Source organism: Lentibacillus halophilus (assembly GCF_055395055.1).
Map to the genome: position 1 here is coordinate 1,795,827 of NZ_AP043750.1, position 13,824 is coordinate 1,809,650.

At 44.3% G+C, this 13,824-nt stretch carries 10 protein-coding genes and 1 riboswitch; of the genes, 9 read left to right on the forward strand and 1 reads right to left on the reverse strand.

The genetic code is table 11. The features are described from left to right. Positions 1 to 67 precede the first annotated feature (67 nt). A complete protein-coding gene (locus tag ACZ5Q7_RS08870) occupies positions 68 to 1,384 on the reverse strand; it encodes a Na+/H+ antiporter NhaC family protein (RefSeq protein WP_343751102.1) in 1,317 nt (438 codons plus the stop codon). A 155-nt stretch (positions 1,385 to 1,539) separates the two neighbouring features. Next, positions 1,540 to 1,653: riboswitch (SAM riboswitch) on the reverse strand. Positions 1,654 to 1,821: 168 nt separating this feature from the next. Between ACZ5Q7_RS08870 and ACZ5Q7_RS08875 the strand changes: the two genes are divergently transcribed. The 9 genes from ACZ5Q7_RS08875 (at position 1,822) to ACZ5Q7_RS08915 (ending at position 13,824) form a co-directional block, all read left to right on the forward strand. Further along, positions 1,822 to 2,574, forward strand: coding sequence for a DeoR/GlpR family DNA-binding transcription regulator (locus ACZ5Q7_RS08875; RefSeq protein ID WP_343751101.1), 753 nt, complete (start codon positions 1,822 to 1,824; stop codon positions 2,572 to 2,574). Beyond that, positions 2,571 to 3,497, forward strand: a complete 927-nt coding sequence (gene pfkB, locus ACZ5Q7_RS08880; RefSeq protein ID WP_343751100.1) for a 1-phosphofructokinase — start codon at positions 2,571 to 2,573, stop codon at positions 3,495 to 3,497. Before ACZ5Q7_RS08875 ends, pfkB begins: the two co-directional genes overlap by 4 nt. Then, positions 3,498 to 5,390, forward strand: coding sequence for a PTS fructose transporter subunit IIABC (locus ACZ5Q7_RS08885; protein WP_343751099.1), 1,893 nt, complete (start codon positions 3,498 to 3,500; stop codon positions 5,388 to 5,390). A 684-nt stretch (positions 5,391 to 6,074) separates the two neighbouring features. Next, on the forward strand, positions 6,075 to 8,459 hold the full coding sequence (locus tag ACZ5Q7_RS08890; RefSeq protein WP_343751098.1) for a hypothetical protein: 2,385 nt from the start codon (positions 6,075 to 6,077) through the stop codon (positions 8,457 to 8,459). Continuing rightward, positions 8,456 to 9,388 (forward strand): ABC transporter ATP-binding protein, encoded by a 933-nt coding sequence (locus tag ACZ5Q7_RS08895; RefSeq protein ID WP_343751097.1) that lies wholly within the window; start codon positions 8,456 to 8,458, stop codon positions 9,386 to 9,388. The genes ACZ5Q7_RS08890 and ACZ5Q7_RS08895 overlap by 4 nt, the downstream gene beginning before the upstream one ends. Beyond that, positions 9,389 to 10,267: an ABC transporter permease gene (locus ACZ5Q7_RS08900; RefSeq protein WP_343751096.1), complete on the forward strand. Its 879-nt coding sequence runs from the start codon at positions 9,389 to 9,391 to the stop codon at positions 10,265 to 10,267. A 3-nt stretch (positions 10,268 to 10,270) separates the two neighbouring features. Further along, the gene (locus tag ACZ5Q7_RS08905; RefSeq protein WP_343751095.1) at positions 10,271 to 11,944 is read left to right on the forward strand and encodes a coiled-coil domain-containing protein; all 1,674 of its coding nucleotides are present in this window, start codon (positions 10,271 to 10,273) and stop codon (positions 11,942 to 11,944) included. Then, the gene (locus ACZ5Q7_RS08910; RefSeq protein WP_425542342.1) at positions 11,940 to 12,938 is read left to right on the forward strand and encodes an AAA family ATPase; all 999 of its coding nucleotides are present in this window, start codon (positions 11,940 to 11,942) and stop codon (positions 12,936 to 12,938) included. The genes ACZ5Q7_RS08905 and ACZ5Q7_RS08910 overlap by 5 nt, the downstream gene beginning before the upstream one ends. Before the next feature lie 4 nt (positions 12,939 to 12,942). Then, complete coding sequence (locus ACZ5Q7_RS08915; RefSeq protein ID WP_464432763.1) at positions 12,943 to 13,824, forward strand: DUF58 domain-containing protein; 882 nt, start codon at positions 12,943 to 12,945, stop codon at positions 13,822 to 13,824.

Consider the following 13,824-nt stretch of genomic DNA (forward strand, 5'->3'; position numbering starts at 1 on the left):
AATCCAACCCAACCATTGCCAAATGAATAACAAATCACCCTGCTGCCAGGGTGATTTGTTTCGTCCATTATTGATGAGAGTTGGTCCCCTGCACTGAGAACCGCGGGAATCCTGTTGCTATGGCAATCATGCCGGCGATCCCCAGTAAGACCGGGTAAATGCAGTATGGCATAATGGAAACGGGGGAGATGGACGCAACGCCGGCAACTGCCAGTAATTGAGCACCATAAGGTAAAATCCCCTGAAAGGCACTTCCGAAAATATCCAAAACGCTTGCTGTGCGACGTGGGTCAACACCAAATCGTTCAGCAATTTGTTTGGCCAAAGACCCGACACTGATAATAGCGATGGTATTGTTAGCTGTAGACAAATCAAAAACACTGACTAGACCGGCGATACCAGCTTCAGCTCCTTTTCTGGAGTTAATTCGATTGCTGATCGTGTATAACAGAAAGTCAATGCCGCCATTCACGCGGATAAGTTCAACCAACCCGCCAAGTAAAATGGCTAACAGAGCCAACTCCTGCATGCCGGCCATACCATCGCCAAGCAACGTCATTAGACCCATCACGTCGAAAGTTCCATAAATAAAACCAACCAACCCCGCAAGAATAATCCCGCCGATTAAAACATAAAGAACATTGACACCAGCAACAGCAAAAATAAGGACAGCTAAATAAGGCACCACCTTGATCAGATCAAATGGGTGGTCGCCACTGATCGATCCACCGGTATTCCATGTTAGAGCAATGAAAATAACAGCTGTCACGATAGCAGCGGGAAGAGCTATGAAAATATTCACTCTGAATTTATCGCTCATCTTGACAGCCTGTGTTTTGACAGCAGCGATGGTTGTATCTGATATGATGGATAAATTATCGCCAAACATCGCGCCACTGATGATAGCACCTAAAATAAGCGAGATGCTCATGTCTGTTTGCTCAGCCAGTCCGACACCAATGGGCGCAAGCGCAACAGCCGTACCGACCGACGTACCCATCGAAATGGATATGAAACAGCCGATGACGAATAAGCCAACAATGAGTAGATTTCCTGGCAGGATTGTCAGCCCCAAATTGACGGTGGAGTCGACCGCACCAACCCCTTCAGCAACGGCGGAGAACGAACCGGCCAAGAGATAAATAATGACCATGAGCATAATATTGGGATGCCCCGCTCCTTTGGTCAGGGAATCCAGTTTATCGTTAAAGGCTATGTTTCGGTTCATAAATAACGCAGCCAATACAGCGATAAAGACCGCGACCAGTACCGGCAACTTATAAAAATCCCCACTAGCCACACCGGAACCGATAAATAAAAATAGAAAAATGATAAATGGTATTAACGCCGATGCGCGTCCCTTGTTCAAATCTAAAGAATTCATGTCGTTACCCCCATTCATGATTGTATCAAGTGTATTCAGGCTTTTTGATCAAGATCGTCGAATGATCAATGATGTCATTTCGAAAAGGATATCTGCGCCGACGTTTTTAATGAAAAATAAAAAAGCCCTCCGTTTTGGAAGGCGTCAGTCCGAACACCTTATCTGCCAAAACGCCTGAAACGCGAATTGCTGGAATTGGCACCTTGCCATGAATTAAGCAGGTTGCCGGGCTTCACTGGGCCAGATCCCTCAGCCACTCTGGATAAGATATATGAAATTTGTTGGTAGATAAAAAGTATAATAGACAAGTACAGATGTGTCAACGCGTTCTATTAGAGATATATGAATGTTGTTGATTGATTTTGAATACTTTTGATTGATTTTTGTAATCGTTTTCGATATAATGACCGTGAAAGATGATGATGGGGAGGTGGCGTATGCTTACAAGTGACCGTCATCAAAAAATCATTGATTTAATTAATCAAAAACAAACCGTTACTATTCAGGATGTTTCCGCGATAACGGGAGCATCGGAATCAACTGTTCGCCGGGACTTAACTGAATTGGAAAACCAGCATAAGCTGCGACGCATTCATGGCGGTGCGACCATTCATGAACAGATAAATAGTGAATCAAGCATTGGTGAAAAGGCAACCAAAAACCATCAAGAAAAAACAGCGATTGCCAAACACGCAGCATCACTTGTTGAGGAAGGCGACTGTATTTTTTTGGATGCCGGTACAACGACAATGCAGATGATCCCTTTTTTAAAGGGAAAACAGGTAACCGTCGTCACCAATGGCCTCACACATATTGATTCGCTCGCGGAAAATGGGATAGCCACCTACATGACCGGTGGCTATATGAAGTCAAAAACAAGTGCTTTGATTGGCACACAAACCATGGAAATGCTGGAAAATTACCGGTTTGATGCTTGTTTTATCGGAGTGAACGGGTTTGATACAGTGTATGGGTATACAACGCCGGATCCCGAGGAAGCAGTTGTTAAACGTTCAGCATTGAATTTGGCTCGAAGCAAATACGTACTAGCTGACGACAGTAAATATCAAAGTGTGACATTTGCCGGCGTTGCTGAATTAGATGCCGCTTGTTTGATCACGACGTTGACAGACGAGCACATGCTTAACTCTTTAAAAGATCATACTGACGTTAGGAGCGTGTCGCCATGATATATACGTGTACCATGACACCATCGATTGATTATACGACCTATGTGCAGACCTTTCAAACCGGCGACTTAAACCGTACCGAACAGGTTGCGTACTATCCCGGAGGAAAGGGTATCAATGTATCCCGTGTGTTAAAAAGACTGGGTACGAATACGGCAGCACTGGGATTTGTCGGTGGATTTACCGGCGATTATATAGAGACATTTTTACAGAACGAAGGCATTTTTACCGAATTTGTTCGTACTGGCACGACGACGAGGATTAATGTAAAAATAAAAGCCGATGAGGAAACGGAAATAAATGGTCCAGGTCCTGTTCTCGGAGAAAACCTTCAGGCGCAATTATTTTCCAGACTGCAGGCATTACAGCAGGGGGATACGGTCGTGCTTGCCGGTCGGATACCTGACAGTATTCGGGATACATTTTTGGAAAAAGTCGGTGAGTTATGCCGGACACGACACGTGCATCTTGTTGTGGATACGTCCGGTCCAAGGTTAAAAAAGCTTGCTAAACAGCAGCCATTTTTAATGAAACCGAATCAGGAAGAATTAGGCGAACTGTTTGATACCACGATTCATAATTGGCATGACGCACATTCGTGCTCGCAGCAATTAGTGGAACAAGGTGTGAGTAATGTGATTGTGTCGATGGGTGGGACAGGTGCTCTCTTTGTCAACAGCGACATCGCCCTAGCAGCATCGGCTCCTGATGGCCATGTTGAGAACACAGTTGGTGCGGGTGATTCGGTAGTTGCCGGGTTTTTGGCTTCTTATGAAAAAGGATTAAACATGGTGGAGGCTTTTCAATTCGGTGTCGCTTGCGGCAGTGCCACAGCCTTTTCAAGTGATTTATGTGAACGACACCAGGCAGAAGAATTGTTCCAATCAGTAAAACTTTCCACGATAAGCAAGGATGTGATGTAAATGAAAATAACCGAGCTTTTAAAGAAAGACACGCTGATACTCGATTTAAACGCTAATACGAAAGACGATGTGTTAAATGAACTGGTTGAAAAGCTGGATGAGGCAGGGAAATTGACAGAAGCCGAAACCTTTAAACACGATATTTGGTCCCGAGAAGAAGAAAGCACAACCGGCATCGGTGAAAGTGTCGCCATTCCGCATGCGAAATCAGCTGCAGTGAAAACACCGGCCATAGCGTTTGGACGTTCCGGCGATGGGATTGATTTTGCTTCGCTGGACGGACAGCCAGCTCATCTTTTTTTCATGATTGCGGCAAGTGAAGGGGCGAATAACGACCATTTAGAAGCTCTCTCTCGATTGTCAACGTTTTTGATGGATACATCGTTCCGAGATCAACTGTATGCGGCGACGACAACAGACGAAATTATTCAAGCAATCAATGACAAAGAGGCGGAAGTGGAAGGGGAAGAAGATGAGAGTTCCGAGGACACCGCTTCTAAGCTGCTCGCCGTTACAGCGTGTCCAACGGGTATCGCGCACACGTATATGGCTGCTGAAAAATTACAAGAGACAGCTAATGACTTAGGGTTATCGATCAAAATCGAAACAAACGGATCAAGCGGCATCAAAAATAAACTGACACAAGACGATATTGATCAAGCGGATGCCATCATCGTTGCAGCCGATACGCAAGTAGAAATGGCGCGTTTTGACGGCAAACCGGTCATTCAAACAGGCGTCGGTAAGGCCATCCATGAGGCGAAAGACCTGTTAAAACAAGCGTCACAAAGCGATGTTTCCATCTATCATCATGAGGGCGGCAAAAGCGAAAATGAAGATAAAGACGAACGCACTGGATTTTATAAGCACCTGATGAATGGTGTATCCAACATGCTGCCATTTGTGGTGGGTGGTGGTATTTTAATTGCCCTTTCCTTTTTCTGGGGAATTAATGCTTCTGATCCCGATAGCCCCGAATATAACGCGTTTGCGGCGATGTTGAATGAAATTGGTGGCGGTAAAGCATTCTTTCTTATGGTGCCGGTACTGGCTGGATTTATCGCTTCAAGTATCGCTGAACGGCCTGGCTTTGCACCGGGTATGGTCGGTGGTTTGATCGCAACCACGGTTTCCGGTGCATCGGGTGCTTCCGGTGGGTCAGGCTTTTTGGGCGGATTAATAGCCGGTTTTCTGGCCGGTTATGTGACACTGTTTGTAAAAAAAGCATTCAACCGTCTGCCGGATGCGTTGGAAGGATTAAAGCCGGTACTGTTCTATCCGCTTTTCAGTATTGCTTTGACAGGAATCATTATGATGCTCATCAATCCACCATTAACCCAGATATATACGGGTTTAACAAACGTTTTGGAAAGCATGGGTGGAACGAACCAGCTGCTTGTCGGATTGATTATTGGTGCGATGATGGCATTTGATATGGGTGGTCCGCTCAATAAAGCAGCATACACATTCGGAATTGCCATGCTTGATGCGGGAAACTATACGTTTATCGCAGCGGCTATGGCCGGTGGTATGGTACCGCCACTCGGATTGGCTCTAGCTACTTCGTTGTTTAGAAATCGTTTTACAAAACAGGAACGGGAAGCTGGCAAAACCGCTTATGCATTGGGAGCTTGCTTTATTACCGAGGGGGTTATTCCATTTGCTGCGGCGGATCCTGTCCGTATCATTCCAGCCACTGTTACAGGTGCAGCGGTGACAGGTGGGTTGACGATGTTGTTTGATATTGGACTGCGCGCACCGCATGGCGGCATATTCGTAATGGGACTTGTCGAAGGCGGTGCAGGGACAGTACTTCTTTATGCGGTATCGATTATTATCGGTGCCATTGTTACGGCATTGCTGGCAGGCATGTTGAAAAAGCGCATAAACTAGCTGTGCTGCTCCACTGGGAAAAGGGCAGTCACCACGCTGATGAGTGCCCGAGCAATGCGGTTTCATCGGAAAAAGGGTACTCATGCCTTGCACACTAAGGGGCTGGGACATAACTAAATAAATCACTTTTAAACACGAACAATATAGTTAAGATGTAGTAACCGCTCCGGAAAACACTACGCTTTCACCTTACCAGGCACAAGCGCGACATCTGTTTAAGCTTCCTTTGGTCGCTTTCACAGTGTCTTCTTTGCCGCGGGCGCTGATAAGCCTCCTCGTGCTCGTCGCGTTGCAAGCTTATTCGTCGAAGCCTACGCTCCTCGCAGGTCGAAGCCTACTCATGGAAGCTTTGCCTTGTGCTTATCGCACTGCGGGGTCTTATCTAGGCTTTTCATCCCGCAGGAGTCTTCGTGTTTTTCCTACGCTAAACGAAAAATCCGAACTGATTCAGATTTTTGCGAATCATAGTTCGGATTTTTATTTGCCTAAACGTCTATTGTCCCAGCCCCTTGTTCTTACTGCACAAAATCACCTCCCCCCCCCCCCCCCCCCCCCCTGTGTTATTCCTTTTTATGTATCATTATCCCTTAGTGTCCTAGAATATGGTACAATTTGAAATGCATACATATTGACGAAACGTTTTACTAATGTGGATCGTCTATAAAGATACAAAGGGGGAAGAAGATGAGAAGGCAAGTTAGAATTATTGGACTTTTAGCATTTGTTTTAGTCTTATTTAGTTTTGGTCTTACATACATAGTCCATGCCGATGAACAGAATAGGCTGGACATACAGGTAGATGCTGGATTAAATGGAAAAGTGAAACAGCAACAAGGCTATCCTGTTACGTTAAAGGTTACGAATAATAAAGCGGATTTCACAGGGGATCTTGTCGTTACATTACCCGTTGACAACAAGGTAATACCTATTGATATTGCTGCTGATACAACAAAGACGATCACTTTTTCAGTGCCGGCAATGCGAGACAATGGCATGTTGCGACAAGGACCTAATCAAAATGTGCAACGTTTTCATCTATATAAAGGAAGTTGGGAAAATGGCGAGGAGGTAACCATTGACACCAGTCTTGAATGGTCTCCTGCCCATATCTCGCGAGAAAAATTAGTGATTGGTGTTCTTTCGGACCGGCCGGACAGCCTGAATTATATAAAATTAGCATCCTTCCATGGGGAGAATCCGGAAGTCATCCATTTGCAGGCAGACGATCTTCCTGAAGATGCAGCAGGGCTTGATGTTCTTGATTTGCTTGTTATCAACGACTATTCGGTGGCAACATTACCGGACACCATTCAAGCGGCTATTAAAGATTGGACAGGAGAAGGTGGAACACTCGTAACCGGTAGTGAGCCGGGGATGCAGCAACAGTTTGGTGAACTTGCCGACTTATTGCCACTAACGGTTAAAGGTAAAAAAACGGTTCAAACGATTCAAGGTTTTAACAAACTCTACCAAAAGCCGCTTCAGGCGGATAACCTGGAATTGTTTACAGGAACTGTCAATGAAAAAGCTGACGTGCTTTACAAAGAAGGGTCGACCCCGTTAGTTGCTGAAAAGTCGTTTGGCAAGGGTGTCGTTACTCAATTAACATTTGATTTAGGATTACCGGTGTTGGCTGACTGGAAGGGAAGCCAACCACTATGGGAAACCATTGGGAGCGATTCAGGCAGTATGAATCCGCAAATGAGGCCGCCTAACTTGCGGATGAATGATCAACTGGCAAACATGTCAAAAACCTTTCCAACGTTGGCGGACTTTAAGGTTTCAACACTGTCTCTACTATTTGTAGCGTATTTGTTGTTGATTCTTCCTGTTCTTTATATGGTTTTAAAGAAAGCAGATAAACGAGAGTGGGCATGGATTGTCATTCCTGTTATTGCGGTTATATCGAGCGTTGGATTATATACCGTTGGCGCAAAAGATCGGGGTGGTCATGTAAAAACCAATACAGTGTCGGTTATTTCGGTGGATGAGAAGGGTATTGGAAGTGGTGATGGAGCTGTTTCTATGTTATCCAAAGGGGCTGGAACATACACGTTATCTATGGATAGTAAGCTTGATCCTGTATCAGCAACCAATCGACATAATCCACGTCCATCCTTTTCGGATTTACCATTTGTAGAGGCAAAAGGTAATAAAACGGCGATTCACTATCGTGATGTGGAATTTTGGTCACCACGGAGTGCAGCAATCGATTATCCTGTAAAGCAATATGGTCACTTTCAATCCGATTTAACACGGGGTGATGATAACATAAGCGGACAGATTACAAACAAATTTGAGCATGATATGCAAGATATTTATTTAATTAGCGGTCGGAATTACCACAAAGTAGGGGATCTGGCTGCCGGCAAGTCAAAAAAAATACGTTTCAGTGTAAAAAACAAAGACTTTTATCAGCGGCCAACTGAGGGAGTCGCCCAACAAATATTTGGTCAGCGTGGTTCCATGGCCCAAAGCAGTGATAAAGCGTTACAATCGGAACTGCTTTCGAACACCATTCGAAGTAATATGAAGCATAACGTTAATACTCCTGTTTTAATTGGATTTACCGACGAAGTGTTGTATCCGATAACCGTAAATGGCGATGAGACGGTTCAAAATAATCATCATTTGTTCACTCAACCTGCAACCATTCAATTACCTGATAAGGAAAGAGGTTCGTTTTCAACCAGAATGAAGTTACCAAACGTCTCAGTTCTTGACGGTCAAATGATCCACAATGGGACAAAGCAAGGTCATCCTTTCATTGATGCTGAAGCAGGCTCTTATTTATTGACATATGAACTGCCGGCATCGATACGAAATCATTCCTTTCAACTGAACAAAATAGACGTTTCGATTTCAAATCGACGGGGTAGTGCTTCTTACTCTCTTTACAATGCTAAAAAGGATACGTATGAGAAGATTGATCAAAATCAGGCTTCGTTTGATCAGCGTGTTCATAAAAAATATCTAAAGGATAATGATGTCGTCATTCGTGTGAGTTCGTCCGGAGATGGCCCCATCGATGTTCCAACGGTCCGTGTAGAAGGAGTGATAAACCCATGATAGAGATGATCAATTTAACCAAACGATACGGTTCGTTTACGGCACTTGACAATTTGACTTTAACAATCGATAGAGGGACTGTTTTTGGGTTTGTCGGACCGAATGGAGCGGGAAAGTCGACCGCCTTTTCCATATTGGCAACCCTTTTGCCATCAAGTGAAGGATCCGCATATGTGAACGGCTATGATGTCATAAAACATCCCAAACAGGTGCGCAGGCATATCGGTTATGTACCTGATTTCTTTGGTGTATATGATCAATTTAAAGTCAATGAGTATTTGGATTTTTACGGTGCCAGTTACGGCATTTCCAGTGCGGAAAGAAAAGCCGTTATTCCTCAATTACTAGAGCTTGTCAATCTCACTGAAAAAGCGGACAGCTATGTTGATTTACTCTCAAGAGGAATGAAGCAGCGCCTCTGTTTGGCGCGAGCATTAATTCATGATCCGGAAGTATTAATACTGGATGAGCCTGCGTCCGGGCTTGATCCGCGTGCCCGTGTGGAAATGCGAGGAATATTACGCGAGCTGAAAAATATGGATAAGACTATTATTATTTCATCCCATATTCTTCCGGAGCTTTCGGAAATCTGTGACGAGCTGGGAGTTATTGAAAATGGGCAATTGATCGCCAGTGGAAATGTCAGTGATATTGAACACCAGTTGCAGGGGCAAAAAATATTACTGGTAACGGTCAACGACAATGTGGAGGAGGCAGTCGCTTTTTTTGAAGACGATCCTAACGTACGCCAGGTTGACCGGGATGAACAAAACGAGCAATGTTTGCAGCTTTCTTATCAAGGGTCGAGTGATGATCAGGCTGAATTATTAAGAAAAGCCGTCAATAGTGACTTGCCGATTGTAACGCTTTCACAAAAACAAACAAATTTGGAAGATATTTTCATGGAAATCACCGAGGGAGGCGAATAAATGGAGCGGTTACAAGCATTATTCATCAACCCTGTCTTAAATAAAGAAATCAAACTGCGCTTTCGGTCTTTTAAAAACTTTTTAGGCATCTTTTTGTTTTTAGCTATTTGTGGCGCGGTTAGTCTCGCGTTCATTTATATTGAGACACAGTTATCGCATGATAGTTTTACAGCGTCTGACAGCAGAAATTTGTTTATGCTGTTGTCGATGGGACAGCTCGGATTAATTGTGTTTATCACACCTGGATTAACTGCTGGTGCGATTAGCGGAGAAAGAGAAAAACAGACATTGAATATCATGTTGACGACACAACAGTCATCCACATCGATTATTTTAAGTAAGCTGTTTTCCTCCATTTTATTCCTGACGTTAATGTTAGTTGCGTCCTTGCCGCTATACAGTATTGTTTTCTTGTATGGTGGTGTATCGCCGCAAATGGTATTCGCCACATTCGGATATCAATTATTGACGATGTTGACCATCGGAAGCATCGGCATTATGTTTTCGACATTTATGAAGAAGACAATGCTTGCTACCATAACGACTTATGGAATGATGCTGTTTTTTGTTGTGGGTACCATGATTTTGTTTTTTATTATGATTCGTTTCATTTTAGGAGTTACGCCTGGACCGACGGGAGCAGGTCAATCCAATAATATCCTCCCATATTTGGTGTTAATGCTGAATCCTGGTGTTGCCATGTTTACATCGTTTGAAGATTTGTTTTTGCACCAATTTCAGCAATTGGGAATTGATTGGCCACTTTGGCGAGGGTTTACACTATCGTATATAACAATGACGGTGGTTGCGTTGTTGATGGCGATTAATCGGCTACGACCGTCGATGCGATTGAAGACAGCGCGAAAGAAGAAGGAGTAATCTATGGAGGAGCAAAATCAGCTTTTTCAGCTGCTTAAAGACGTGAAAAGAAAATTATGGCTACAAAAGGCGGTGCATCGTTTTTATATTGTCCTGCTATTAGGTGCTGCCGTTGGGTTAAGCTGGCTCGGTCTCAGTCGTATATTTGTCATTCTCTATGTCGGTGAAAAAATAGCGATCAGCTTTGGCTTGCTCATGATTGGTTTTGCTTTTTATGTTTTCGTAAAAAAACCTACCAATCTTGAAGCAGCCAAAAAGTTTGACCAACAAGGACTGGATGACCGAGTGATAACCGCGTTGCACTTTCGAGACGAGACATCGTCTATTGCTAGATTGCAGCGAAACGATACGCTGACAAAGATGAAGCAGGTCTTGCCGGCTATTAAACAAGAAAAGATCAATTGGCTTCCATGGAAAAAATGGATTCTCTTATGCAGCATGGTTCTGCTCGCTTATCTCAGTATGACTTTTCCAAATGATGTAAGAGAAACGGCTAAAGAAACAGAGGAAGAACTGAAAATTGTGAACGAAAACAAAGAAGAGCTTGAACAATTTGCTGAAGAACATAAAGAAGACGTAGGTGAACAGGCAGAAGAAAAAGTGGATAAACTTATGGAAGACGTTAAGCAGGAGAAAAAGGCTGCGGAAATGCAAGAAGATGTCCTGCAGGCAGAAAAACAGCTGAATAAACTAAAAAAACAAGCTAAAACGAGTAAGCAGCAGTTGAACAATGCTGCAAAACAATTAGAAGAAAACGGATTAAACACACTGGCCGAGGCTACCAAACAGATGAATACCGGACAAATGGAAAAACAAATGACGAAAATGCAGGAGAAACTGAACACCTTCGATAAACAGGAGCTACAAGCGCTACAGGAGACATTACAATCGGCAGCGGATTCGATGGGAATGGACAGTCAATCGTCTAAAAACGATGAACTATCTAAGGAAGAACTCGAACAAATGATGAATAATATGGAAAAGCAAATGCAGCAGCTTGCAGAAGACGCCGAAAATGGATCAACGCTTGCGGCGGCGCAGAAAGATTTACAAAAACTTGCTCAAAACATGAATCAGCAAATGGCTTCTGCCGGTCTTGGGTCGCCTGGTTCACTGGCTTTTTCCAATGGTAGCTCATCAGCAGGTAGTACGACTGGGACGACTGGGTCATCCAGCCAAAACCCTCAGCAAGGGCAGTCAGGAAAAGGTTCAAATTCAGGAAATAGCTCGGGGTCAGGAAGCGGTTCAGGCTCCGGGAGTGGAAGCAGCTCAGGATCCGGAAACGGCCAAGGTTCTGGCAGCGGATCCGGCTCAGGTTCTGGTAGTGGTTCAGGATCAGGCAATGGGTCCGGATCGGGCTCTGGAACCGGCAGTGGCTCGGGCGGTAATGGTGCTGGTCTTGGCTCGGGGAACCACAATTTGACGGTTCCTGAAAAATTAGAAGGACAGCAAAATCAAACGGTAGATAAAGGTAAGACGGGGAAAGGTCCAAGCGAGCAACAAATAGCACCGAATGCGCCCATTCTTCCTGGGGAAGTGCGTTCCTATGAGGACGTTTATCAAAATTATGAAAACACCTATCGGCAGTCTATGGAACGGAATGATTATCCGGACCATTTGCAGCAAATGATTAAAGATTATTTTTCTGATATTAAGCCAAAAGAGGGAGCGAATTAGTGTGGAAGCATTACAAGAAGAAGCGATCGCAGACGTAAAGCAGCGAATCGACGCTGTGAAAGCTGAATTGAGTCGCTTTATCGTGGGGCAGGATGATGTTGTTGAGCATCTTTTATGGGGAATGGTGGCCGGGGGTCATGTATTACTTGAGGGGCTTCCCGGCCTTGGAAAAACAATGGTCGTTCGGAAAATATCGGAAGTTATGGATTTACAATTCTCCCGTATCCAATTCACACCAGATTTAATGCCGACAGATATTACCGGAACGAACATGATCCAACCAAATGACCAAGACGGGCAATCATTTGTTTTTCATCAAGGCCCGCTTTTTTCTAATATTGTTTTGGCAGATGAAATTAATCGGGCAACACCAAAAACGCAAAGTGCCTTGTTGGAAGCGATGGGTGAGCGTACCGTTACGGTAATGGGGGATATGCATACATTAAATGAACCATTTTTTGTGCTTGCTACCCAAAATCCCATCGACTTGGAAGGGACGTATCCATTGCCAGAGGCCCAAATGGACCGTTTTATTATGAAAATTAACGTAGCCTATCCAACACAGGAAGAGTTAAAAGAGATAGCTGTACGAACAACAGGCACAAGTGGTCAAGCCTTAGAGCAATTGGTCGATGCGTCTTTCGTCATGCAGGCCAACCAAATGGCAAAGCAGGTGCTTGTAGCTGATCAAGTATTGAACTATGCTGTCACTATTACGATGGCGACCCATCCGGATAACGACCATGCAACAGATGATGTGAAAAACTATGTGCTCTACGGTTCCGGACCAAGAGGGCTGCAAAGTTTAATCGCTATTGCTAAGGTTCGGGCATTATTTGACGGGCGTTACAACGTATCGATAGGAGATATTAAAAAGAGTGCGGTTGCTGTACTGCGCCATCGTATCTTTCTCAATTTTGAAGGTGAGGCTGACCGGGTAGATAAGGACCAATTGATTGAGGACGTACTCGTGTCTGCAGAAGAAAGGGCGTGAACGGATGCATCCGCTTCTATCACCCGTTCTGGCTAACCGTCTGACGGCTTTCAGGCTTACGTCCAAGCGAGTTGTTCAGGGAGGGCATAAGGGCGAACGCCGATCACCACGCCTTGGCTCTTCCTTGGAATTCTCTGATTATCGTTTATACAGTCCTGGAGATGACTTGCGCCAAATCGACTGGAATACCTATGCCCGAACCCAAAAATATTACGTGAAACGTTTCCTCGATGAACAGGAGCTTTCAGTTTCCATTTATTTGGATTGTACAAAATCAATGGGAATAAAACAAGAAAAATGGACAAGGGCAAAGGAATTGGCTGCTGCATTTGCGTTTTTAGCGTTGACCAATTCCGACCGGTTAAGCGTGATACCGGTTGCTTCCTCAACGGATGTTTACCCGTATACAAAAGGAAAAGCAATGACGAAACGTGTGCTGCCATTTATCGAACAAACTTCTTTGACGGATGGGGAGGACGCCTTCGGGGAGCATCTTAATAAGACATTGCATCAAAGCAGAAAAGGAAGTCTTAATCTCGTCATTAGCGACTTTTTAGATGATCCAACCGATTTGTTTGCAGCGCTAAAAAAGATGCAGGCAAAACATCAGCAAGTGCTGCTTATTCAGATCGTATTGCCGGAAGAAGTCCATCCTGATCACTTCGGAGATTTACAACTGGTTGATAGCGAAACAACTGAGCAGCGTGATGTAACGATGTCGCCAAACGTTATTAAGAACTATAAGCAACTATTCGAAGCTCATACCGAATCGATTAAATCATTTTGTCGGCGGCGGGGAATGGACTTAATTACGTGTCCTACTTCCGATAGCTTGGAACAAAGCCTTTTTTCGTCTGTTATGCGCCAAGGTTGGATAGGGAGGTGA

Bases quoted from the DNA above. Each gene is read 5' to 3' on its own strand.
- ACZ5Q7_RS08870 (WP_343751102.1), bottom strand. From the start codon at position 1,384: ATGAATTCTTTAGATTTGAACAAGGGACGCGCATCGGCGTTAATACCA.
- pfkB (WP_343751100.1), top strand. From the start codon at position 2,571: ATGATATATACGTGTACCATGACACCATCGATTGATTATACGACCTAT.
- ACZ5Q7_RS08895 (WP_343751097.1), top strand. From the start codon at position 8,456: ATGATAGAGATGATCAATTTAACCAAACGATACGGTTCGTTTACGGCA.
- ACZ5Q7_RS08900 (WP_343751096.1), top strand. From the start codon at position 9,389: ATGGAGCGGTTACAAGCATTATTCATCAACCCTGTCTTAAATAAAGAA.
- ACZ5Q7_RS08875 (WP_343751101.1), top strand. From the start codon at position 1,822: ATGCTTACAAGTGACCGTCATCAAAAAATCATTGATTTAATTAATCAA.
- ACZ5Q7_RS08885 (WP_343751099.1), top strand. From the start codon at position 3,498: ATGAAAATAACCGAGCTTTTAAAGAAAGACACGCTGATACTCGATTTA.
- ACZ5Q7_RS08915 (WP_464432763.1), top strand. From the start codon at position 12,943: ATGCATCCGCTTCTATCACCCGTTCTGGCTAACCGTCTGACGGCTTTC.
- ACZ5Q7_RS08890 (WP_343751098.1), top strand. From the start codon at position 6,075: ATGAGAAGGCAAGTTAGAATTATTGGACTTTTAGCATTTGTTTTAGTC.
- ACZ5Q7_RS08905 (WP_343751095.1), top strand. From the start codon at position 10,271: ATGGAGGAGCAAAATCAGCTTTTTCAGCTGCTTAAAGACGTGAAAAGA.